20 protein-coding genes are annotated in these 23096 nt (G+C 34.6%); 12 read left to right on the top strand and 8 right to left on the bottom strand.

Going from position 1 to position 23096, the window contains the following annotated elements; translation table 11 throughout:
- A partial coding sequence (locus C237_RS0104120; protein ID WP_018675231.1) for an integrase core domain-containing protein occupies positions 1 to 283 on the top strand: 283 nt, incomplete at its 5' end.
- A 244-nt stretch (positions 284 to 527) separates the two neighbouring features.
- Here the strand turns inward: C237_RS0104120 and guaB are convergent.
- Both guaB and tsf read right to left on the bottom strand, forming a co-directional pair.
- Positions 528 to 1988 (bottom strand): IMP dehydrogenase, encoded by a 1461-nt coding sequence (guaB, locus tag C237_RS0104115; protein WP_026315481.1) that lies wholly within the window; start codon positions 1986 to 1988, stop codon positions 528 to 530.
- A gap of 116 nt (positions 1989 to 2104) precedes the next feature.
- On the bottom strand, positions 2105 to 3073 hold the full coding sequence (gene tsf, locus C237_RS0104110) for a translation elongation factor Ts (RefSeq protein WP_018675229.1): 969 nt from the start codon (positions 3071 to 3073) through the stop codon (positions 2105 to 2107).
- 124 nt (positions 3074 to 3197) lie between these two features.
- On the opposite strand from tsf, the gene C237_RS0104105 reads away from it, so the two are divergent.
- The 3 genes from C237_RS0104105 to C237_RS13615 are packed head-to-tail and all read left to right on the top strand — an operon-like array spanning position 3198 to position 4521.
- Positions 3198 to 3746, top strand: a complete 549-nt coding sequence (locus C237_RS0104105) for a DUF6759 domain-containing protein (protein WP_018675228.1) — start codon at positions 3198 to 3200, stop codon at positions 3744 to 3746.
- Between the two features lie 22 nt (positions 3747 to 3768).
- Positions 3769 to 3981, top strand: coding sequence for a hypothetical protein (locus C237_RS13895; RefSeq protein ID WP_018675227.1), 213 nt, complete (start codon positions 3769 to 3771; stop codon positions 3979 to 3981).
- Complete coding sequence (locus C237_RS13615; protein WP_018675226.1) at positions 3982 to 4521, top strand: response regulator transcription factor; 540 nt, start codon at positions 3982 to 3984, stop codon at positions 4519 to 4521.
- Positions 4522 to 4524: 3 nt separating this feature from the next.
- Here C237_RS13615 and C237_RS0104095 read toward each other — a convergent pair whose 3' ends face one another.
- Together C237_RS0104095 and C237_RS0104090 are read right to left on the bottom strand one after the other, a co-directional pair.
- Positions 4525 to 5592 (bottom strand): mannose-1-phosphate guanylyltransferase, encoded by a 1068-nt coding sequence (locus C237_RS0104095; RefSeq protein ID WP_018675225.1) that lies wholly within the window; start codon positions 5590 to 5592, stop codon positions 4525 to 4527.
- Between the two features lie 63 nt (positions 5593 to 5655).
- On the bottom strand, positions 5656 to 6240 hold the full coding sequence (locus C237_RS0104090) for a SprT-like domain-containing protein (RefSeq protein WP_018675224.1): 585 nt from the start codon (positions 6238 to 6240) through the stop codon (positions 5656 to 5658).
- Between the two features lie 372 nt (positions 6241 to 6612).
- Here C237_RS0104090 and C237_RS0104080 point away from each other — a divergent pair, with 372 nt between their 5' ends.
- The 8 genes from C237_RS0104080 (at position 6613) to C237_RS0104045 (ending at position 18403) form a co-directional block, all read left to right on the top strand.
- On the top strand, positions 6613 to 8691 hold the full coding sequence (locus C237_RS0104080; protein WP_018675222.1) for an outer membrane beta-barrel protein: 2079 nt from the start codon (positions 6613 to 6615) through the stop codon (positions 8689 to 8691).
- Between the two features lie 131 nt (positions 8692 to 8822).
- Complete coding sequence (locus C237_RS0104075) at positions 8823 to 10994, top strand: TonB-dependent receptor domain-containing protein (RefSeq protein WP_018675221.1); 2172 nt, start codon at positions 8823 to 8825, stop codon at positions 10992 to 10994.
- A gap of 49 nt (positions 10995 to 11043) precedes the next feature.
- Positions 11044 to 12045, top strand: coding sequence for a GIN domain-containing protein (locus tag C237_RS0104070; protein WP_169584726.1), 1002 nt, complete (start codon positions 11044 to 11046; stop codon positions 12043 to 12045).
- Positions 12046 to 12117: 72 nt separating this feature from the next.
- Positions 12118 to 12819, top strand: coding sequence for a GIN domain-containing protein (locus tag C237_RS0104065; protein ID WP_018675219.1), 702 nt, complete (start codon positions 12118 to 12120; stop codon positions 12817 to 12819).
- Between the two features lie 201 nt (positions 12820 to 13020).
- Positions 13021 to 15138, top strand: a complete 2118-nt coding sequence (locus tag C237_RS0104060; protein ID WP_018675218.1) for a patatin-like phospholipase family protein — start codon at positions 13021 to 13023, stop codon at positions 15136 to 15138.
- 18 nt (positions 15139 to 15156) lie between these two features.
- The gene (gene ybeY, locus C237_RS0104055) at positions 15157 to 15582 is read left to right on the top strand and encodes an rRNA maturation RNase YbeY (protein ID WP_018675217.1); all 426 of its coding nucleotides are present in this window, start codon (positions 15157 to 15159) and stop codon (positions 15580 to 15582) included.
- Positions 15583 to 15666: 84 nt separating this feature from the next.
- Positions 15667 to 17529, top strand: coding sequence for a tRNA uridine-5-carboxymethylaminomethyl(34) synthesis enzyme MnmG (mnmG, locus tag C237_RS0104050; protein ID WP_018675216.1), 1863 nt, complete (start codon positions 15667 to 15669; stop codon positions 17527 to 17529).
- A gap of 46 nt (positions 17530 to 17575) precedes the next feature.
- Positions 17576 to 18403: a class I SAM-dependent methyltransferase gene (locus C237_RS0104045; protein ID WP_026315479.1), complete on the top strand. Its 828-nt coding sequence runs from the start codon at positions 17576 to 17578 to the stop codon at positions 18401 to 18403.
- A 64-nt stretch (positions 18404 to 18467) separates the two neighbouring features.
- Here the strand turns inward: C237_RS0104045 and C237_RS13610 are convergent, their stop codons facing one another.
- The 4 genes from C237_RS13610 to C237_RS0104030 all read right to left on the bottom strand — a co-directional run bounded on the left by C237_RS13610 (position 18468) and on the right by C237_RS0104030 (position 22999).
- The gene (locus tag C237_RS13610) at positions 18468 to 19307 is read right to left on the bottom strand and encodes an acyltransferase family protein (RefSeq protein ID WP_245539699.1); all 840 of its coding nucleotides are present in this window, start codon (positions 19305 to 19307) and stop codon (positions 18468 to 18470) included.
- A gap of 49 nt (positions 19308 to 19356) precedes the next feature.
- Complete coding sequence (locus C237_RS14930; RefSeq protein WP_245539698.1) at positions 19357 to 19548, bottom strand: acyltransferase family protein; 192 nt, start codon at positions 19546 to 19548, stop codon at positions 19357 to 19359.
- 148 nt (positions 19549 to 19696) lie between these two features.
- Positions 19697 to 20887, bottom strand: coding sequence for a phosphoglycerate kinase (locus C237_RS0104035; protein ID WP_018675214.1), 1191 nt, complete (start codon positions 20885 to 20887; stop codon positions 19697 to 19699).
- Between the two features lie 570 nt (positions 20888 to 21457).
- Positions 21458 to 22999, bottom strand: a complete 1542-nt coding sequence (locus C237_RS0104030; RefSeq protein WP_018675213.1) for a glycine--tRNA ligase — start codon at positions 22997 to 22999, stop codon at positions 21458 to 21460.
- Positions 23000 to 23096 lie beyond the last annotated feature (97 nt).

Below are 23096 nucleotides of genomic sequence, written 5' to 3'. Positions count from 1 at the left end.
TGGAATGGTAGAAAGAGTGAACGGAACTATTAAAAACCATACGATTCTTAAAAATCAATATCTAAATGTATCTGAATTATATCAAGATTTTGCTCAATTCTTCTCCTACTACAACCTCTACAGAAGACACGGTTCACTTAGGAAGGAACTTAAGGTTAAAACTCCGATACAAGCCATCGAAAAGTGGTTCGAATTAAAACCTGAAATTTTTAGAATAAATCCTAAAATATTTGAACAAAAAATTATATCTTTACAAAACAATTTTGACCAACTTCATCTATAACCTTGTGAAACTTGACAGTAAATATAATTCTTTTTTCAAAATTAGCACTATTTTTTATTTAAAATAATTGTTAGTAATTGATATTGTAATGAATAACCCTTCAACACACATTTTAAAACATTGACATTTAAATACTTATGTGTATTCGATAAGATATCAAAGAATTATTAGGGTGTTATTAGTCTAGTCAGCAGTAATATTTAAAAAAGCCACCTCTATATAGAAATGGCTTTTTAATATATCTTTATACAGAATAATTCGGTGCTTCCTGAGTAATAATTACATCATGAGGGTGGGATTCTTTTAACCCACTACCTGTAATTTTTACCATTTTAGAATCGGTTTGTAGGGTCTTAATACCTTTAGCCCCACAATAGCCCATTCCTGCTCTTAGTCCTCCTGTTAACTGAAATACCACATCTTCTAGTTTGCCTTTGTATGGTACGCGCCCTTCAATGCCTTCTGGAACAAACTTCTTAGCTTCACTTTGGAAATAGCGTTCTTTACCACCACGCTTCATTGCAGAAAGACTACCCATGCCTTGATAAACTTTAAACTTTCTACCTTGGAAGATAATTTCCTCACCTGGGGCTTCGTCTGTACCCGCAAATAGAGAGCCTAGCATCACGGCATTAGCACCACTGGCAATGGCTTTTACAATATCGCCAGACAGTTTAATACCACCATCAGCAATTACTGCAATATTCTGTTCCTTAGCGTATTCATAGACATTATAAATGGCAGAGAGCTGAGGCACACCTACACCTGCTACCACACGCGTAGTACATATAGACCCTGGACCTACCCCTACTTTTAATACATTAGCACCCGCAGCAATAAGGTCTTTAGCGGCATCTGCCGTTACAATATTACCGCCCACGATATCTAAATCTGGAAATGCAGCTCTTATTTCCTTAATCTTATCTAAAACCCCCTGAGAATGTCCGTGTGCCGAATCTATCGCTATAATATCTACCCCTGCCTCTACCAATGCCGACACGCGTTCCATAGTATCTGCTCCTACACCTACACCTGCCCCTACAATAAGGCGACCTTTGCTATCTTTATTCGCATTAGGGTATTCCAATTGATTGTCAATATCTTTAATAGTAATAAGACCTGCCAATTTGAAATCATCATCCACAATAGGTAACTTCTCTATACGGTTTTCTAAAAGGATATTTTTTGCTGTTTCTAGTGTGGTATTTTGGTCGGAAGTCACCAGGTTGTCTTTCGTCATTAAATCCTCCACCTTCATGTCCAAGTTTTCTTGGTATTTTACATCTCTATTGGTGATGATTCCAATAAGTTTCCCATCTTCTGCGACCACAGGAAGCCCTGAAATTTTATATTTTGACATTAAGGCTTTGGCTTCTCTTAAAGTATAATCTTTAGAAAGCGTTACAGGGTCGGCAATCATTCCATTTTCGGAACGCTTCACCTTATTAACCTGAGCGGCTTGTTCTTCAATCGTCATATTTTTATGGATAAATCCTAATCCGCCGACTCTTGCAAGGGCAATCGCCATATCGGATTCTGTAACGGTATCCATCGCCGCAGATACAATCGGAACATTGAGTGTAATACGGTCGGTAAGACGAGATTTTAAAGATACTTGATTGGGTAATACCTCAGAAAAGGCTGGAACTAAAAGCACATCATCAAAAGTGATGGCGTTTTCAATAATTTTGTCGTGTATAGGCATAGCACTTTCTTTGCAAAAATAAAGCATTTTGTCTTAACTCACAAGTAACGAACCGCATAAAAAAATCGTCTGACTAAAATTTTAGCCAGACGATTTACTATTTATTGGTCGAGTGCTTATAGACTTACTCTTCTAAAGCCTACAATTTCTACATCATCTCCAAAAGTTTTCACATATTCTGCTACTTTTTTGCTATCATCTTTGATGAAGTTTTGGTCTAATAATGCTTTCTCTTGGTCTAGAGTTGTGTTATCACTGATGAATCTTTGGATTTTACCAGGAATAATTTTATCCCAAATTTGCTCTGGCTTACCTTCTTTTTTAAGCTCCGCTTTAGCATCTTCTTCCGCTTGTTTTAGAACTTCGTCAGTCAACTGAGCGTAAGAGATGTACTTAGGTACATTTTTAAGTGGCTTACCAAGACGCGCTAACTCTTCGTTGTCTTTTTCAATGGCAGCAATTCTTGCTTCTGTTTCGCTTGCTACAAAAGCAGGGTCGAAATCTTTGTAAGATAAGGTATCTGCTCCCATAGACGCTACCTGCATAGAGATATCTTTTGCTAATTCAGCTGCTTTATCAAATTTTTTAGATAAGGCGGTAATCGCAGCAATTTTGTTCCCCACATGGATATAAGCTCCTAAATATGGTCCTTGAATGGTTTCAAACGCACCGATTTCAATTTTTTCACCAATCACACCAGTTTGCTCAATTAGTTTTTCGCTTACAGACATACCGTGGAAATCAGACGCTAAAAATTCTTCTTTGCTAGCATAATTTAATGCTTGCTCTGCTAGTTCGTGAGCCAATTCTACAAACGCATCGTTTTTAGCTACGAAGTCTGTTTCGCAGTTTAGTGCGATAATAGCCCCTAGTGTGTTATCTTCGTTTACTTTTGCGATAACTGCCCCTTCTGCAGACTCTCTATCTGCTCTGTTAGCAGCTACTTTTTGTCCTTTTTTTCTAAGGTTTTCTATGGCTTTATCAAAGTCTCCTTCTGCTTCTACTAAAGCTTTTTTGCAGTCCATCATTCCTGCACCTGTAATGTTTCTTAGTTTTGCAACATCTGCGGCAACTGGTTTATACATAATTTTAATTTTTAATTTAACTCTTGTTTTGTTTAAAAAAGGGTTATATTTTCCCCGTGCAAAGATAATAATTTTAATACAAACTAAAAATAGACTTTTAGCGTTACTTATATAAATTGATTTTATGAAAAGACTTATGATTTTGTTTTTGATATTCGCCATCTCTTGGGGCTATGCCCAATCGCAGTACACCGCCCAAGATGTGGAAAACACTACGGATATTAAAGTGGTTGCTAATTTTATAAAACATAATCCCAACCATCCCGATACACCAAAATTTAAAGTTAAATTATACTACCTGCTCAACCAAGGACAGTCTTCTACATCTACAACTTCCCGCAGTAACACCAGATCTAAAACATCGGCTCAATCTACACCTAAGGTAGATGATAAAACTCAAAAAACGGTAGATTTGCTCAATCATTTATTTAGTAATGAACAGCAGCATAGTCCTTTTGCCTATATTTTTATTCATAACCTTTCTAGTTGTCCCATTCAAGTTACCATCAAAGGAAAAAAGTCTTATCTCCTAGATATTCCCTCTGGAAAAAATAATTTTATCAAAGTAGATAAGGGGCGCTATACCTTTTCGTCTAGAATCTGCGGTGCTTATTACAATAGCATAAAAGACATCCACGCCGATATAGAAATAAAACTTAACCAAAACAAATAATCCTAATCTCATAGCCGTCCCTATGACGCAAGATATTTTTTTCGATTCCATCAATCGCATCAACGAAGACCCTAGTTTAGACCAGCTTCATTTTGATGATTTAAAGGTGCTAAAAGGAATTTCCAGTACCACTTACCAGTGTCTCTACCTTATAGATTATTATAAGAGAACATTTGAATTTGCTTCGGAAAACCGACTGTTTTTATGTGGCTATACCGCCGAAGAGTTTATGTAAATGGGCTACGATTTTTATTTGAAACATACCCCAAAAGAAGATTTAGAATTACTACTTTATATCAATAAAATTGGCGGTGAATTCTATGCTCAACTTTCTATTGAAGAGCGTACCGAAATGTCCATTACCTATGATTTTCATATCACCCAGCCCAACGGAAAAACGGTTTTAGTCAATCACCACTATACTCCCATTGCCTTAACCCAAGAGGGTAAAATATGGAAAGCCTTATGCCTATTTTCGCTATCCCATAACGCTTCTGCTGGAAATATTAAAATCATGCAAAACAACAAACCCTACTTTTGGGAGTTTAATGATAAGACTGAAAAATGGAGTAAAGCCGAAAAAATAAGTTTAACGGATAGGGAAAAAGACATCATCGTACTTTCCGCACAAGGCTACGATTCTAAAGCCATTGCTAATCATCTATGCCTACAAGAGTCTACAATAAAATACCACCGACAGAAACTCTATCAAAAAATGAAAGTCAAATCCCTAGCCGAAGCCCTTAGTTATGCTATAACCAATCAATTGATTTAGAAATTATCGCTTAGTCTTTAAGTCTAGTACATAGTCTTTTATATACTGGTCGTGCGCTCGGGGACAAATCAATAATGCCTTATCTGTATCTATCACAATATAATCCTCTAATCCATCTACCACTACGGTTTTCTTAGGGTCTTGCGTCCTTATAATGCTACCATAAGTACGATAAGTTAGGATATTTTTAGATTTTATGGCATTGGCATTGTCGTCTTGCTCGGCATTGTCGTACACCGAATTCCAAGTGCCTAAATCACTCCAACCTAAATCCGCAGGAATCACATAGACATTCTCTGCTTTTTCCAAAATCCCATTATCAATAGATATTTTTTCCACTTTAGGGTAAATTTTTTCTATACAATTGGGTTCGGATTCTTTAGCCTGATAGTCGCACTCGTCAAAGAGTTGTTTCATATCTGGAAGATACTTTGCAAACGCTTTTTGAATACTCTGTACCGACCATATAAAAATCCCTGCATTCCAAAGGAAATCGCCTGTTTCTAGAAAGGTTTTTGCCAGTTCTAAATTAGGTTTTTCGGTAAAGGTTTTTACTTTTAGAATATCAGCGGCGTTATCTTCTATAAACTGGATATAGCCATAGCCCGTATCGGGACGCGTAGGGGTAATCCCTAAAGTCATTAAATAATCCTGCTCTGCCACCACCTCAAAGGCTTGGGTTACTTTATCTAAAAATCGGGATTCTTTTAGTATCAAATGATCGGCAGGAGTGACAATGATTCGGGCATTGGGGTTAATTTCTGCAATGATATTCGCCATAAAAATATTACACGCTGCCGTATTTTTCATCATCGGTTCACCAATGATATTTTGGGTAGATAAATCTGGCAATTGTTCTGCAGTAAGGTCTATATATTCCTTATTGGTAATAACAAAAATATTTTCTTTAGGAATAATCTGCACTATACGGTCGTAAGTCTGCTGAATCATGGTTCTGCCCACCCCGAGTATATCTTGAAACTGCTTTGGAAAATCTTGGGTACTCAGCGGCCAAAATCGGCTTCCAATCCCCCCTGCCATAATTACGCAGTAGTTATTTTTAGTATCCATTATCGGTTTATATTAAAATTGACATCATCCACAAACGTCTATGGAATTAAAGTCCATTATTTTTTAAGATAAAATAGGCTCTACCTCAGCACAAGGGCTAAAAAGGTAAGGTTTCCCCGTGGATGTTTGAATACAAAGATAACGCTTTTTTCTTTTCTCAGAAATCTTATACTGTAATCCACGATAATCAAAACGACTGCCGATGGCTAAAGTATCTATGGTCTGTTTTGTACCATCGGAGGTTCTAAAATATTTTACCAATTGGGGATCTGCATTAAAACTGGCTTTAGGATTTTTAGCAAAATGTTTAATGATTGGTTGTAAATCGGTTTTATAGACTTCTAAACTTTCTAATAATAGGTTGCGGAAGGTTTGTTTCCATTCTTTACCATGCGGAAGTATGTTACGATAATTCTTGAAAGCTAATAAATGGGCGATTTCGTGTGTCAAGACAAAGAAAAACAGAGCAGGTTCCAAGTTACCATTTACCGTGATTTGATGGCCTCCATTGGGCAACTTTCGGTAGTCCCCTAGTTTGGATTGCCGTGCTCTCGTGATTTTAATATGGATAAATTGTCCTTGTAACCAGCGTTCTATATAAGGCAATGCCTCGCTAGGTAAAAATTGTTGTAATCCTTGTAATGACATAAGGCAAAGATAGTGGAAATTTTTAGTTTTTAAAATCGAATGAACTAAATAAAAACCATTCCAACTTCTGCACATCTAGATGTGCAAAAAAGTTTATTCTTTGCACATTCAAAAGTGCAATTTTAAAATTTCTAAAATCAAACATAATAAATAGCCCTAAGACCATCAGTTTAGCTAGTGCTTCGTATGAGCACAAATACATTAGTTTAGTCGTTATTCTATGATACGGGAATTTTTTTATTTAAAAATAACTAACCAAATAGTTGCATGATTAAAATATTAGTCATATGTTTGTATAACTAATTAATTAGTATTAATAAACGAGGCAACCTTTTTAGCATTTTCTCGTCTTTATTATAAAATAAAACTATCATGAAAAAACTAACCATTACAGCCACATTCATCTTATCTGGATGGATGGTAGCACAGCAAGAGCAAAAACAAGATTCCGTGAATACCCAAGAGATTGCAGCGGTCATTTTAAAAGCCCAACGCAAAAAACAATATACCGACCATGCCGCTTATACTTTCGATAAAGAGGCAAAGGACAAGGCTCGTTATGCCAAAGATTTATTGGTTTCCCTACCCGAATTACAACTCGACCCTATCAGCAATACCATTAAAAGTATCAAAGGTGGAAAAATCCTTTTTCTCATCAATGGTGTGGAAGCAAGTGACAATCAAATCAAAGGGATTGCCCCAAACTATGTGGTGCGTGTGGAATATTACGATATTCCTCCAGCCCGCTGGGCTAATCGTGCAGATACCGTGGTGAACATCATTACTCGAAACCCAGAAGTAGGCTATTCTTATGGTGCTGAGGCGACGACTGCTGTAACGACTGGTTTTGTCAATGGTGCTGCCTATGCCAATTATACTAAAGGAAATAATAATTTTGGATTGGAATATAGACTTAATTATAGAAATTACGACAACCGACAAAGCCAAAAGAGCTATGTCTATCAACTCAATGGTAATCACTACGATATTTCCGAAGTCAACCAAGACCATTTTGGCTATACAGACCAAGATATTACGCTTCGCTATACGCGCACGGTACCCGATAATTATACTTTTCAGACCAAATTCAGTATTATGCCTTTCACCAGTTTTTCCAATGGCGAGGGCAAAAGTATTTTTAAAGTCGATAATGTTGCTGAAAATCACTTATCAAAACAAAATAGAAACTCTCAATATACCGACCCAACATTAGATTTGTATTACTCTAAAAATATTGGAAGTAAAGATGAATTGATTCTCAACCTGATAGGAAATCATTTTACCACCAAAACGCACCGAAATAACCACGAGTGGAACGCTGATAACGGGTTGGATGTCTTTAAAGATGATATGAACCTCACAGCCAAACAAACGGGGATTGTTGGGGAAGTGGCGCATATCCATACTTTTGAAAAAGGAAAACTCAATTCGGGCTATCGTATTGAAAATACTGCTGTTTCTAATGATTTAACCAACTTGTTTGGACATTCTCAGTTCAATGTAAATTATTTACAGCAATATTTCTATACGGAATATTCGGGAAAATGGAATAAATTAGGGTATCGCTTAGGAATGGGGCTTACCCATATTCAAAACAAAACGGCAACCACTACACATCGTTCTTGGTCGCCGAATCCTAAATTAGTTTTATCTTATCACATCAATAACCAACATAGCCTAAGGTATAATGCTAAATATTCTGTACGAAACCCAAGCCCCAGTGAACTAAGTCCTAATACCGTACAAAATGTACCCAATATTGTAGCCAGTGGAAACCCTTATTTAAAACCTTCTAAAAGTTTTAGTAATGAATTGAGTTATTCTTTTAACAATAAATATTTTGATGTCAGAGTATATCTCTACTATGATTATACACGAGATTATATGAGCAGTTTTTATGAGTATGATGCGACACACAATTATTACAACCTTAAAGATGTTAATAGCCAATATTATCAGCAATATGGTGGCTATTTTGTAGGTAGTATAAAGCCTTTTGGTAACGAAATACTTTCTATAAAAACCGTTTTTGCACCTTACACTCAAACTATAAAATTAAGCGATGGGACAACCTTAAAAAATAATACCCTTAATAGCCGATTTGTAATTGGTTCCAAGTATAAAAACTTCGGTATCCAATACAGTTTTAATATCCCCAATTATAACCTCAACGGACCTTTTCTTTCGACCAATGAAAATGATAACGATCTATTAATTAGCTATCAGTTGGATAATTGGCGATTTTCTACGGGTATGTATTTTATAGGAATGCCAGCGGAATACAAAATTAAAACCGTTGAGCGAAGTTTGGTCAATTATACAGGTAATACCCAAATTTTTAACAATAAAAATATGTTTGTTTTCGGAGTGAGTTATGATTTTTCATTAGGAAAAAAACTACACACTGAGAAAAAATTGAATAACAACCCTGCGGGAGCGGTGACTTTTTAGGTAAAAAACTATCCGAACGGCTAGTGCATCGTATAGTGATGATTCTTTAAATTTGAAGCATTTCTAAAAAAAAATTGAAATCCTGAGGCAACCTTTTTAGATTGTTTGCGTCATTAATAAAAAACAAAACTATGAAACTATTATTTTATTCAACTGCTTTATTTTTCGGTGGGCTTATAAGTGCACAAAATACAAAAAGTGACAGCCTCGATAAAGTGGTGAATAAGCAGATAGAAGCCGTAGAATTAAAAGTCAAAAAGAAAATTGTAGAGCGTAAAGTCGACCGACTGGTGTTTAATGTAGAACAAGCCGTAGCTGCAATAGGTGGCGATGCTTTGGATGCACTGAAAGCAACTCCTAGTGTTAAAGTTAGTGGCGAGCAGATTCAATTGGTTGGCAAAAATAGTGTTCGCATTATGGTCAATGACAAAATGGTACAAATGACAGGGGAAGACCTTCAGAATTATCTAAAATCAATCCCTTCAGAGCAAATAAAAGCCATAGAAGTTATTACCACTCCACCTGCCAAATACGAAGCCGAAGGCAATAGTGGGCTTATCAATATCCAATTAAAATCTAAAAAACATGATTTTTGGAATACTTCTATCCGAACCGCTTACCAACAAGCCACTTATGCTCAAATGACGCATGGCATTGGTTTTAACTATAAGAAAAATAAGCTTTCTATCCTTACAGATATTAATTATCGTTATGGTAAAGGACTCTATACCAATGATATATTTTACCATTACCCCAATCATTTATGGCAGAATAAATTATTCAACCGAAATGATAGAAAAACTTGGGGTAGTCTATTTAATCTAAACTATGATTTAACCGAGAACAGCACAATAGGGATACAGTTTTTAGGCTCATTTACAGACCGCCGTTCCGATGAATATGCCGATAATAAAGCTTTAGCTTATACCGATGATAGCCTATTAAAACATTATAAAAACGAAGGGCTTTCTAAAGGAACGCCATATAATTATGCTTTTAACCTCAACTACAATACCAAATTAAATGATAACGGTGGAAAACTAAGTATAGACGGCGACTTTTTCCAAATGAATAAAGATGAACAAAATAATTTTGAATCTATTCTCAACGACTTTGATACCAATAGTCATCAAGTACAAGTGGCGGATAACAACTCATTGCAAAACATTACCAACTACTCTCTAAAAACAGATGTAGAATGGGCATTCTCTTGGGCTAAATTAGCCTTTGGGGCAAAAGCCAGTCGCACAAAAACTAAAAACCTAGTAGATGTACAGTTTAATGATGCAACAACTCAAAAACTAATTAAAAATCAGTCCGACCAGTTTGAGTATCTAGAAAATAACCAAGCACTGTATCTCAGTACTACACCATCGTTGGGAGCACAATGGGAAATGAAAGCAGGGCTTCGCTTGGAAAATACTCAAACCAAAGGCAATTCGATATCTACACAGCAAGTGCATTCTAGGAAATACCTTAAATTGTTTCCTACCTTTTATCTTCTCTATAAACCCAATACAAACCATAGTTTTAATATCAATTATAACAAGCGTATCATTCGCCCTTCTTATTCGCAACTAAATCCTTCCAGATGGTACGAAAATTCAAAATCCTATGTTACTGGAAATCCTTTTTTACAACCCACCTTTATAGATAATATATCACTAGGGTATAGTTACAAAGATCTTATTACAACAGAGCTCTACTACAATTATATTTCTGATCAAATCAGCCAAATTACTAAGCATAATACCAATGAAAACTCTACCATAATGAGACACGAAAATTATGCGAATACTTTTTATTTAGGCGGAAATGTATCGGCTAATTATAAGCCATTCCCATGGTGGCAAATGCAATTGTCCATTTATTGTATCTACAATGAAACAAAACCTTATATAAAAGATTACCAAAAATCCAAGTATACAGGATGGGGCGGTGGCTCAGAAACTCAAAATAGTTTTACATTAAATAAAGATAAAACCCTACTAGCCACGCTGAACTATTACTACGATTTCCCATTTAAAAATATAGGCATTACGGCTTCTAATTCATCTTTAGATATTGGGTTTAAGTATCTAGCCCTTCAAAAACAACTTACCATAGGTTTGGTATTTAGCGATATCTTTAGAACCGCTCAAATTACTTATAAAGATACGATAAGAGGCGTTTTACAATCTTACTCGCAATACTATGATACCCAAAAGTTCAGACTTTCTTTCAACTATCAATTAGGTAATAAGAAGGTAATCCTCCAAAGTAGAACCGTAGGAAATGAAGAAGAAAAAAAACGTGCTAACTAAAAACTATGTATTTTTAACAACTAAATTATTAACGAATAAAAAAATAAATATGAAATTCTTAAACCTTATCGCCTCTTGTTTGGTGCTTAGTTCTTGTTCTTTAAATGTGACAACACTTCCAGAAACTATTGAAAATGTCATCTCTTCCACCGTGAGCGAAGATATGAGTGGTAGACCTATGGAAGAAGAAACTTATACCGTAGGTACTTTCACCGATATAGCTTGCAATACGGGTATGAATATGAAAATTGTCCGTTCCCAAGATCATAAAGTAGTGATTAGCTCCAACGCATTAGACAAAATAGAAGTCACCAATGAATCCAAAGCCCTTCGCATCCATTATGCTAAAGGCAGTTCTCTTACCAATGTAAAAACCAATATCACCGTCTACACCCCATCATTTGAGGCGTTGAGTGCCTCGAGTTCGGGAAGCATTAAGGTAGAAGATCCGTTTAAACTTTCGGAACTGTCTCTATCTTCAAGTAGTTCAGGCTCTATTAATGGTTTTTTTGACGCGGAAAAAATCAATGCTAAATCTTCGAGTTCGGGAAGCCTTAAAGCCCATATCAAAACTAAATATTTAACCGCTCATAGCTCTAGTTCAGGCAGCATCAATTTAACAGCAGACCAAAGCCAACTCATCAAACAATTGGATATCCACGCCTCGTCGTCGGCTTCATTAGCCTTATCGGGTCGTTCAGAAACCACAGAGGCAAAGGTATCTAGCTCGGGGAAAATTACTGGGGATATCATCACAGACCAATTAAATGTACATGCTTCTAGTAATGGTGATTTTATTGCAGATGTGATGGCGAGAACCATTAGAGCCCAAGTTTCTTCATCAGGTTTGGTAAAATTAAAATCAGACCCTAAAATCAGTATCAACAAGGTTTATGCCCAAGCCAGCTCTTTGGGGGATTTTAAACTTTCTGGAAAAGCGGATAAAGTGGAAGCCTCGGCATCTAGTTCAGGAACGATTAACCTAAGCCAACTTCAATACAATTCTATTAACCGCAGTACGAGTTCTGGAGGAAGTGTGGTTACCAAATAATTTTTTAACTTTTCTAGGCAACCTTTTTGAAGTTTTAGCGTCTTGATAGTAGAACCTATTAAATTATACCCTATGAAACCTTTATTTTTCTCGTGCATTGCTGGCTTAGTTTTAGCATCTTGTACCATAAATACAGCCGATTTACATAAAAAATTGAAACACTCTACCATCGTAAAATCTTCTGGAAAAGAGGAAATAGAAGCAAATAGTCCTATGGAAACTAAAACTTTTAGAGTAGGTAAAATCAACAGTATCACAGCATCTTTAGCCATGGAATACATCATCCAAAAAGGGGATGAGGATAGAGTAGAAATTACTTCTAATGCATTAGAATATATTGATGTTAGTAACCATGGTACGCTTAGCGTTGGCTATACCCACTCTGGTAAATTTGAAAATGTCAATACTAAAGTGGTGGTATATGTCCAAAACTTTGAATCGCTTACGGTAATGAGTGCAGCAAGTATCTTAGTAAAAGATGAGTTCTACCAAAAGAACTTGAAACTGGATCTCAATAGTGCTGGAATAATTAAAGGTAATTTCTATGCAGAGCATTTAGATATTGATGCCAGCAGTGCGTCATTACTAGAAGCAACTATAAAATCTAAAAAAGTAAACATTGATGCCTCTTCAACAAGTAAAATTAAACTAAGTGGTAGCACAGAAAAGGTAAAAGCCGAAGCTACAACTTTAGCAAAAATCAATTTAGAACACTTAGAGTACAATAATATTGATGCAAAATCAAGTACTTTTGGTAAAGTATTGACACCATAATACATTAAACATTCATATAACACTATTGAGCAGCAAGGTTAAAGCTTTTTATAAATTTTAACCTTGTGTTGTATAAATCCGTAGATTATGATTTTTTATTCATATTAATATTTTATATTTGCTTAGATATTTTATAATTATTTAACCCTCAATGTTTATCTTGTGAAACGGTCTATTATTCTATTGATATTATTTGCATTTATGGTATTCAAATCACAAGTAAAAGAAGATTTAAAAATGCCAAAAGATGCTAAAATAGGGCTATCTCTAGCTGGTGGTGGTGCCAAAGGTTTTGCCCATGTGGGTGTCCTAAAAGTATTGGATTCTCTAGGTATAAAGGTAGACTATATCTCTGGAACCAGTATGGGTGCCATTGTGGGTGGGCTGTATGCTTCTGGATATTCGGGTAAAGATATTGAAAAAATTATCCTTGATACAGATTTCTATGAGGTCATTGCCAATGAAAAAAACAGAAAAGAAACTTCTTTTTTTAATAAAACGACCGACAAATACCTGCTTACAGTCCCATTTGTAAATGGTAAATTCAATGTGTTGCCAAAAGCTATTTCTACGGGACAAAAGAATATTTATCTACTCAAAGAACTATTTAAAAATGTAGGCAACAGAGAAGATTTTTCTAAACTTCCGATTCCGTTTCTGTGCGTTACCACCAATCTAGAAACTGGAAAAATGAAAATTTTTGAAAAAGGCGACCTCATCAAAGCCATTATGGCAAGTTCCGCCTATCCTTCCCTTATGGATCCCGTAAAGATTGGGGATAGCATCTATATTGATGGGGCAATGACGATGAACTACCCATCCAAACCTTTAAAAGACAAAGGTATGGATATCGTAGTCGGTGTTGATTTGAATCAAGGTTTAAGTGATAGAGAAGATTTAAAAAGTGCCATCAGCATCCTAAACCAAGTGATAGATTTTGGGATACAAGAAGGCACTAAAAAACAATACCAATACACCGATATCAACATCAAACCTAACCTCGAAGGTTATAACGCTGCCAGCTATGGTGATAAAGTGGCAATCCTAAAAGCTGGATATGACGAAGCACAAAAATACACCCAAATTCTTTCTCAGCTTCCTAAAAATAGAAAAACAACCAACTTTTCCCCTATCAGTTCTATTTATTCTAGCGTCTATAAAATTGATAGTCTAGTATTGGTTAATAACGAGGTTTTTGATAAGGATTATATCCAAGGTAAAATGAACCTTAGAATCCCATCTTTACAGACTTTTAATAACATCAATAAGATGGTAGATAAGCTCTACGCTACGGATAATTACAATTTAATCAATTACGATATAGAACAAGATAAAACTGGTAAAAACATCCTAAAGTTAAGCGTCAACGAGGATAAAAACCGATATTTTCTAAAATTTGGGCTGCACTACGATGATATCTTTAAGACTGGATTATTGGTAAATGCGACTATCAAAAGGTTATTATTAAAAAACTCTACTATCTCATTTGATGGGGTGGTGGGCGATAGACCGAGGTATTATTTCAATTATTTTATGGACAATGGTTATATTCCAGGGATTGGCGTTTATGCCTCTGGGATGAGCCTATATTTAAAAAATAGCAATGGTACTTTACAAGAAACATGGAACTGGTTTAGAAACGAACTTTATCTTCAATCTGTATGGAAAGACCGCTATGCCATTGGTGGTGGTTTAAGCTTAGATCTCTATAAAGTACAACATAGTGGTCTACCAACTTCGAATTTTATCAACCCTTATGTCTTTATAAAAAGTGATACCCAAGACGATAAAAATTTCCCTACACGAGGTATCTATATGGACGCCGAAGGTAAAATAATAGACTTATTCAACGAAGATATTGATAAAAAACCAATCCAAGTAAAAGGGGACTTAAGGTTTAATTTCCCAATTGCTAAATTCTTAACCTACCAACTGAATCTATTTGGGGGCTTTACCCTTAATGACCAGCAATTGCCTGCCTATTACCTTTACAGACCTGGTGGAATATTCGAACAAAAGGTTAATAATTTTATAGGACTAAATGGATATTACTTCGGAAGTTTAAGTAGTTCTAATGTACTAATCGCTAGACAAAATTTACAATTTAAATTTGATAAAAACTATTTTATCATTGCTAATGCTGATTTAGCCAACATTTTTGAAGAAATTAATATGAACCAAATACTTCAAATCAACCATAGTTCCTTAGGGATTACTGTGGGTTATAAATCACCATTTGGACAGATTAGACTCAATTATAGTAAGGCATTAAACCCTAATAAAGGAATGTTCAATGTAGTCTTAGGACACTGGTTTTAGAATTTTATAATTAAAAAAATGATACAATTTTTCTTTGAATCTATCGAACCCACACCCATAGACCAAGCCATAGAACATTGGCTAAAGCAAGTCATAGTAAACGAACACAAAAAAGTAGGTGATATCAACTATATTCTTTGTGATGATGGCTACTTATTGAAAATAAACCAAGACTATCTTCAGCACGATTATTATACGGACATCATTACTTTCGACTATGTAAAGGGGTCTACGATAAACGGTGATATTTTTGTATCTTTGTCGCGCATTTCGGACAACGCCTCTACTCTATCCAAATCTTACGATGAGGAATTTCGCAGAGTTTTAGTGCATGGTGTATTACATCTTTGTGGGTATAAGGACAAAACTGAACAAGAAGCATCAGAAATGCGAAATAAAGAAGATGAATATTTGAATTTATGGAACACATTGAATAACCCATAATATTCTTCATATAAAAACTTCCAATGTTTCACGTGAAACATTAATTAAATTTTTACTAAATACAATCAATACGATACTTAAAATATGATTAATCAAATATACGATGTCATCGTTGTAGGTGCTGGTCATGCAGGTTGTGAGGCAGCAGCAGCAGCAGCTAATTTAGGCTCTTCTACCCTACTCATCACTATGAATATGGAAACCATAGGAAAGATGAGTTGCAACCCTGCTATGGGTGGAATTGCCAAAGGACAAATCGTGAGAGAAATAGATGCCATGGGTGGATATAGCGGGATCATTGCGGATAAATCTGCAATACAATTTAAAATGCTTAATCTTTCCAAAGGTCCTGCCATGTGGTCGCCAAGAACACAAAATGACAGAATGCTATTTGCAGAAGAATGGCGCTTAGCCCTAGAAAACACACCGAATTTGGATTTCTTTCAAGATATGGTAAAGCAATTAATTATCGAAGGAAATAAAGTCATTGGTGTCATCACTTCTTTAGGGATAGAAATCAAAGGAAAATCTGTTATCTTAACCAATGGAACTTTTCTCAATGGGTTAATCCATGTAGGTGATAAGCAATTGGGCGGCGGTAGAATGGGTGAGCCAAAAGCTTATGGTATTACAGAACAATTGGTAAATTTAGGCTTTGAAGCTGGAAGAATGAAAACAGGAACACCACCAAGAGTAGACGGCAGAAGTTTAGATTATTCTAAAATGGAAGAGCAACCTGGTGATCCTAATCCTAAAAAATTCTCTTATTTAGATACGCCTATTCTTAAAAAACAACGCTCTTGCCACATTGTTTACACCAATGAAACTGTACACGATATTTTAAGATCTGGATTTGATAGAAGCCCAATGTTTAATGGTACAATTCAAAGTATAGGACCTAGATATTGCCCAAGTATAGAAGATAAAATCAATCGTTTTGCTGAACGCAACAGACATCAACTTTTTATAGAACCCGAAGGTTGGAAAACCATAGAAATTTATGTTAATGGCTTTAGTTCTTCCCTACCAGAAGAGATTCAGATACAAGCAATGAGGCACATTCCAGGCTTTGAAAATGTAAAAGTCTTCCGCCCAGGTTATGCCATAGAATACGACTACTTCCCTCCTACCCAACTGAAACATACCCTAGAAACAAAATTAATAGAAAACCTCTATTTTGCTGGACAAATTAATGGAACAACGGGCTATGAAGAAGCTGGAGGACAAGGACTAATGGCAGGAATAAATGCCCATAATAAAGTCCATGAAAAAGAAGAATTTATTCTAAGCAGAGATGAGGCATACATTGGTGTATTAATAGATGATTTAATCACGAAAGGAACAGAAGAGCCTTACCGAATGTTTACTTCTAGAGCGGAATACAGACTTCTTTTAAGACAAGATAATGCCGATATTAGGCTTACCGAAAAATCTTATCAATTAGGTTTAGCCAAAGAAGAACGCCTAAGAAAAGTTGAGGATAAAATCAAGCAAGCACAAGAATTAGAAGATTATCTAAAAAGTTATTCTCTAAAACCGAAACAAATCAACCCAGTTTTGGAGAGTATCGACTCCTCACCAGTCGACCAAGCCTATCGTGCGGCACAAATTCTTACCCGACCACATATGAATTTAGAAAAATTAGAGGCGATTGATGAGATTAAAAACTTTAGTAAAAATTATTCTGATGAGGTAAGAGAACAAGCCGAAATCAATATCAAATACAGAGGCTATATAGAAAAGGAAAAAGAAAATGTAGCCAAACTACACCGCTTAGAAACCATTAAAATTGCTAAGGATTTTGATTATTCTAAAATCGCAAGTTTATCAGCAGAAGCTAAGCAAAAATTGAGTCATATTAAACCTCAAACTATTGCTCAAGCCTCAAGAATTAGTGGAGTTTCTCCTGCGGATATTAATGTATTATTGATTTATTTAGGTAAATAATCCTTTCATGTTTCACGTGAAACATTAATAATTGATGAAGTATTTTATGAAAGTAAAAGATCATTTTCTAACGCAAGAATTTTTTGAAATAAAAGAAACCCCTATCAATGGTATTCTAAAAACTTACCCTATCCCAAAAGATTTAGGTAAGTACTACGAAAGTGAAAAGTATATTTCTCATCACCAAGATAATAATAGTCTTAAAGAAAAAGTATATAAATTTATTCAGAAATTCAACCTAAAGTATAAAGCAAAGATTATAAAAGAAAATATTAATACTAATACTAAAGACATAAAAGTTCTGGACTATGGTTGCGGTGCGGGGGAATTTATAAAATTTATTGAGCAAGACTACATTACTTATGGCTTTGAACCCAACGACCAAGCAAGGGCTTTTGCGAAAAGTAAATCTAGAACCACTCAATTTATTAAGACCTTAGATGATATTGAGAACAATACTTTAGATTGTATTACCCTATGGCATGTGTTTGAACATATCGAAAATCAGAAAGAAATTCTGACACTTTTAAAATCTAAACTAAAATTAAATAGTTGTTTAATTATCGCAGTTCCGAATTATCAATCTTATGATGCCAAAAAATATAAAGATTATTGGGCAGCTTACGATGTTCCTAGACATCTTTATCATTTTTCAAAACAAGGATTACAACAATTAATGGAGCAAGAAGGACTCAAAATAAAAAAAGTAACCCCTCTCCTACTCGATGCATTTTATATTTCTATGTTAAGTGAAAAATACAAGAAAAATCCTATTTTTTGGCTTTCTGGATTCGTTCAAGGGTTAATTTCTAATTTTAAAGCCTCAAAAACGGGCGAATTTTCAAGTTTGATATATTGTATCATAAAAAATTAGATCGTTGAAATTTGATAGGTTTATAAAGGTCAAAATTTGACTGAAAATAGAATTTTATAAAATTTTACTTGACAACTGCTTTAGATTTCTTTAATTTATTTAATATCGGTTTTTCTACGACAAACCAAGAAAAAGCTGCCAAACTTACAGTTAATATTAATATAATAACAAAGTTACTCTTTACATCTAATTCACTCTGGATAAAAGCATTAATTACTATCATATGATAAATATAGATACCATATGATATATCTTGCCTTCTAAGTATCCTATCAGCTAAGTTTGTATGACTATAGGCAAAAGATAGTATGGAAAGATTTAGTAATAAAATAAATATAACCTTATAAAAAGAATATAGATAGTAATTATTAAGATCAATATCTACGACATCTTTACATAAAAAGTGAAGAGTTAGAAATAAACTAATCCAAATCAAAAACTTTTGCTCTATAAATTTCTTTATAACAATCCAATAGTTATAAAATAATACTCCAAATAAGAAATAAAATAAATAATGAAATAGGGAAACAAAACCTAATTTATATATTAAATCATGCTTCTCTAATGAATAAATCCAATGGTTAAATAATATTGAAGCAATAAAAAAACTGATGATTATCCAAAATTTATATTTTGATAATCTTTTAAGTAAATAAAAAAGTATAGGTACAAAAAAATAAAACTGTAACTCTACACAAATGCTCCATAAACTAGCATTAGGAGATCCTTCACCAAAGAATTTAAGAAAATCTGGTGTCCAAAATTGTACGATACTAAGTTGACCTAAAATCCATAAAATAAAGATTTTTATATGATTTAAAATTAATGAATTTACATCAAAGTAAAATAGTATATTAAAATGGTGATTAATAAACAAACCACAATGCTGGATATATCCTAACAAAACGATTACGAAAGTATTTCTTTAAGTTATCATAATTTCTATCAAATGACTAATAAATAAGGAAACCACTTACCATAAAGAAAATTGGTACACCAGGAAAAGCTAAAATAATTTCTTTAATAAAATTAAGTATGGAATTATGAAAATCATGTTTATAAAACACATGTCTAAAAACTACTTGAAGCGCAGCTAAAAGTCTTATAATATCAAAGTTGTTGTGTAAAGAAGGTGATAATTTCATAGTTATTTTTTACCCAAATTATAAATAATTTTAATGATAAGTTATTAATTTACAAAGATAATTCTTTTAAATATTAAGAACAATATGATTAAAAATTATAAAAGCCCATCTTAAAAGATGAGCTTTTGTATAGATATTAAGACAAATTCTATTTAGTAATCGCCGCTATACCTGGCAACTCCAAACCTTCTAAAGACTCTAGCATAGCACCGCCCCCAGTAGAGACATAAGACACCTTATCCGCATAGCCAAATTGCTTTACAAAAGCCACACTATCCCCACCGCCTACTAGTGAGAATGCACCTAATTTAGTCGCTTCAGCAATACTATCGCCTAGCGCCTCAGTCCCTGCAGCAAAATTAGACATCTCAAAAACACCTAACGGCCCATTCCAAAGGATAGTTTTAGAATTCATAATTACATCATGGATAATTTCTCTAGTACGCGCTCCTACATCTAAGCCCATATAACCTTCTGGTATTTCGTCTGCATTTACTTCTTTAGTTTCTGCATCATTATTAAAATCATCTGCCGAAATCACATCTACAGGCAAATACACATTTACATTTTGGGCCTTAGCTTGTTCCAAAATTTGAAGGGCTAAATCCATTTTATCTTCTTCTACTAAAGAATTTCCAATATGTCCTCCTTGGGCTTTAATAAAGGTAAATGCCATACCGCCACCAATAATCAGGTTATCCACTTTCGGTAAAATATTTTCTATAATGGTAATTTTGGACGATACCTTAGAACCTCCTAGAATAGCCGTTACAGGTTTTTCACCAGAATGTAAGACTTTGTCTATTGCTTCTAACTCCTGAGCCATCAACAAACCGAAAAATTTAGTTTCTGGGAAATTATCGGCTACTACGGCAGTAGACGCATGGGCTCTATGGGCAGTTCCAAAAGCATCATTTACATAAACATCACCTAGTTTAGAAAGTTGCTTAGCAAAGTCTACATCACCTTTTTCCTCCCCTGCGTTAAATCTTAAATTTTCAAGTAATAAAATTTCGCCTTCTTTTAGTTCGCCTGCCATTTTTTCTGCCTCCTCCCCTACGGTTTCAGAGCAGAATTTAACGGGTTTTCCTAAAACTTTTTCTATTTCGGAAACTACAGATTTTAAAGAATATTGATCTACTTTCTGACCTTTAGGACGCCCCAGATGCGTCATTAATATGACAGCGCCACCATCGTTTAGAATTTTATCTAGCGTAGGTTTAGCCGCTACGATTCTCGTATTATCAGTTACTTCTAAAGCTTCATTTTGAGGCACATTAAAGTCTACTCTTACTAGAGCTTTTTTTCCTTTAAAATTATAATCTTTGATTGTTTTCATATCACTGTTTTGAATATTAAGTTTTAAATTATCACTTGTACAAAGTTAAGATTTCTGTTTCGCAAACGCACTATATTTTTTTGAAAAGATTCCACAATGCACAACACCCCTCTACAATCATCAGTTTTTTTAATTTAATAAATATATAGAATAAACAATCTGTTGTATGTTGTATGGTCTTGTGAAATTATGGATAAGTTTTTAAGTATTTTTTAGCCACAAACTACCACTAGATTATGGATAGTTTATACACATTATAATTCCTTATTAATCAGTTTTATAATGGATTTATCCCTAATTGTGAATAAATCTTAGAATCTCTAAATTGGGATAATGTAGATTGTGATAAGTGGGATAAAACTATTGTCTAAAATTTAGAAACTTCTCATTCTTTTTCGATTTTAAAACTGCAATACGAAAATTTATTCGGGTATAAAAGGATAAGTTTTTAAAAGTTTTCCACATTATAAATTAGAGATATTAACAGGTTTTCACACCACTTATGCATAAGGTATAAAAAAGGCTGGTTTATATTTAACCAGCCAATCTATTCTATTGATATTTAATGGATTAAATTTTTGAAAGTAGTTTTCTAAAGCTTACTTTATCATCAATAATCTTTCTTAAGTTTTCCATTGGAACACGCTCTTGCTGCATAGTATCGCGGTCTCTTAGCGTTACCGTAAAATCGTTTAGCGAGTCGTGGTCTACCGTAATACAGAATGGAGTACCAATAGCGTCTTGTCTTCTGTATCGTTTACCAATACTATCTTTTTCTTCAAAAATCACATTGAAATCATATTTCAACTCGTTGAATATTTTTTCTGCAAACTCTGGTAATCCATCTTTTTTAACCAATGGTAGAATTGCCACTTTTACTGGAGCTAAGGCTGGCGGTAGTGATAATACCGTTCTTGTAGTACCATCTTCCAAAGTTTCTTCTTTTAGGCTACTAGCGAATACAGCGAGGAACATACGGTCTAACCCTACCGAAGTTTCTACCACATAAGGGACATAGCTTTCCCCTCGTTCAGGGTCGAAGTATTGGAGTTTTCTACCAGAGAATTTTTCGTGTGCCGATAAGTCGAAATCTGTTCTTGAATGAATTCCTTCCAATTCTTTAAATCCGAATGGGAATTTAAATTCTATATCAGCAGCAGCATTGGCATAGTGAGCCAATTTTTCGTGGTCGTGGAATTTATAATTATCCTCGCCTAAACCAAGGGCTAAGTGCCAGTTGAGTCGTTTTTGCTTCCATTCTTCATAGAAGTTGAGTTCTGTGCCTGGCGCTACAAAAAATTGCATTTCCATTTGTTCAAACTCACGCATTCTAAAGATAAACTGTCTGGCAACAATTTCATTTCTAAAGGCTTTCCCAATTTGAGCAATACCGAATGGCAATTTATGTCTGGAAGTTTTTTGTACATTAGAGAAGTTAACAAAAATTCCTTGTGCTGTTTCTGGTCTTAAGTATAAATCTGTAGCGTTCTCTGCTGAAGCCCCAAGTTTAGTTCCGAACATCAAGTTGAATTGCCTTACTTCGGTCCAATTTTTAGACCCTGTATCTGGATCGGCAATTTCTAATTCTTCGATAAGGGTTTTTACATCGGCCAAGTCTTCATTATCAAGCGCCTTAGCCATTCTGGTAAGGATAGTTTTTTGTTTTTCTTTATAACCTAATACCCTTGGGTTAGTGGTTACAAATTGGGCTTCGTCAAAATCATCACCAAATCGTTTTTTGGCTTTGGCAATTTCCTTTTGGGCTTTATCTTCTAGTTTGGCACAATAGTCTTCTATTAAAACATCGGCACGGAATCTTTTCTTAGAATCTTTATTGTCGATAAGCGGGTCATTAAACGCATCCACATGCCCAGAAGCTTTCCAAATGGTAGGATGCATCAAGATGGCAGAGTCTATCCCAACGATATTTTCGTTGAGTTGCGTCATGGCTTTCCACCAATATTGTTTGATGTTATTTTTTAGTTCTGCTCCATTCTGTCCATAGTCGTAAACTGCAGAAAGTCCGTCGTATATTTCACTTGAAGGAAAAATAAACCCATACTCTTTAGCGTGGGAAATTACTTTTTTAAAATCGTCGTCTTGTTTTGCCATAATAATATTATCTTTTGCAAAAATAACCTTTAATTTCCTTATTTAAAAGTTTTTTAATTTAAACTTAGGCTAAATTTTTTGGATTAATGCTTTAAAA

Origin of the sequence: Riemerella columbina DSM 16469, from assembly GCF_000374405.1 — a bacterium.
GTDB classification, from domain to species: Bacteria; Bacteroidota; Bacteroidia; order Flavobacteriales; family Weeksellaceae; genus Riemerella; species Riemerella columbina.
This window is presented reverse-complemented; position numbering and strand designations above follow the sequence as displayed.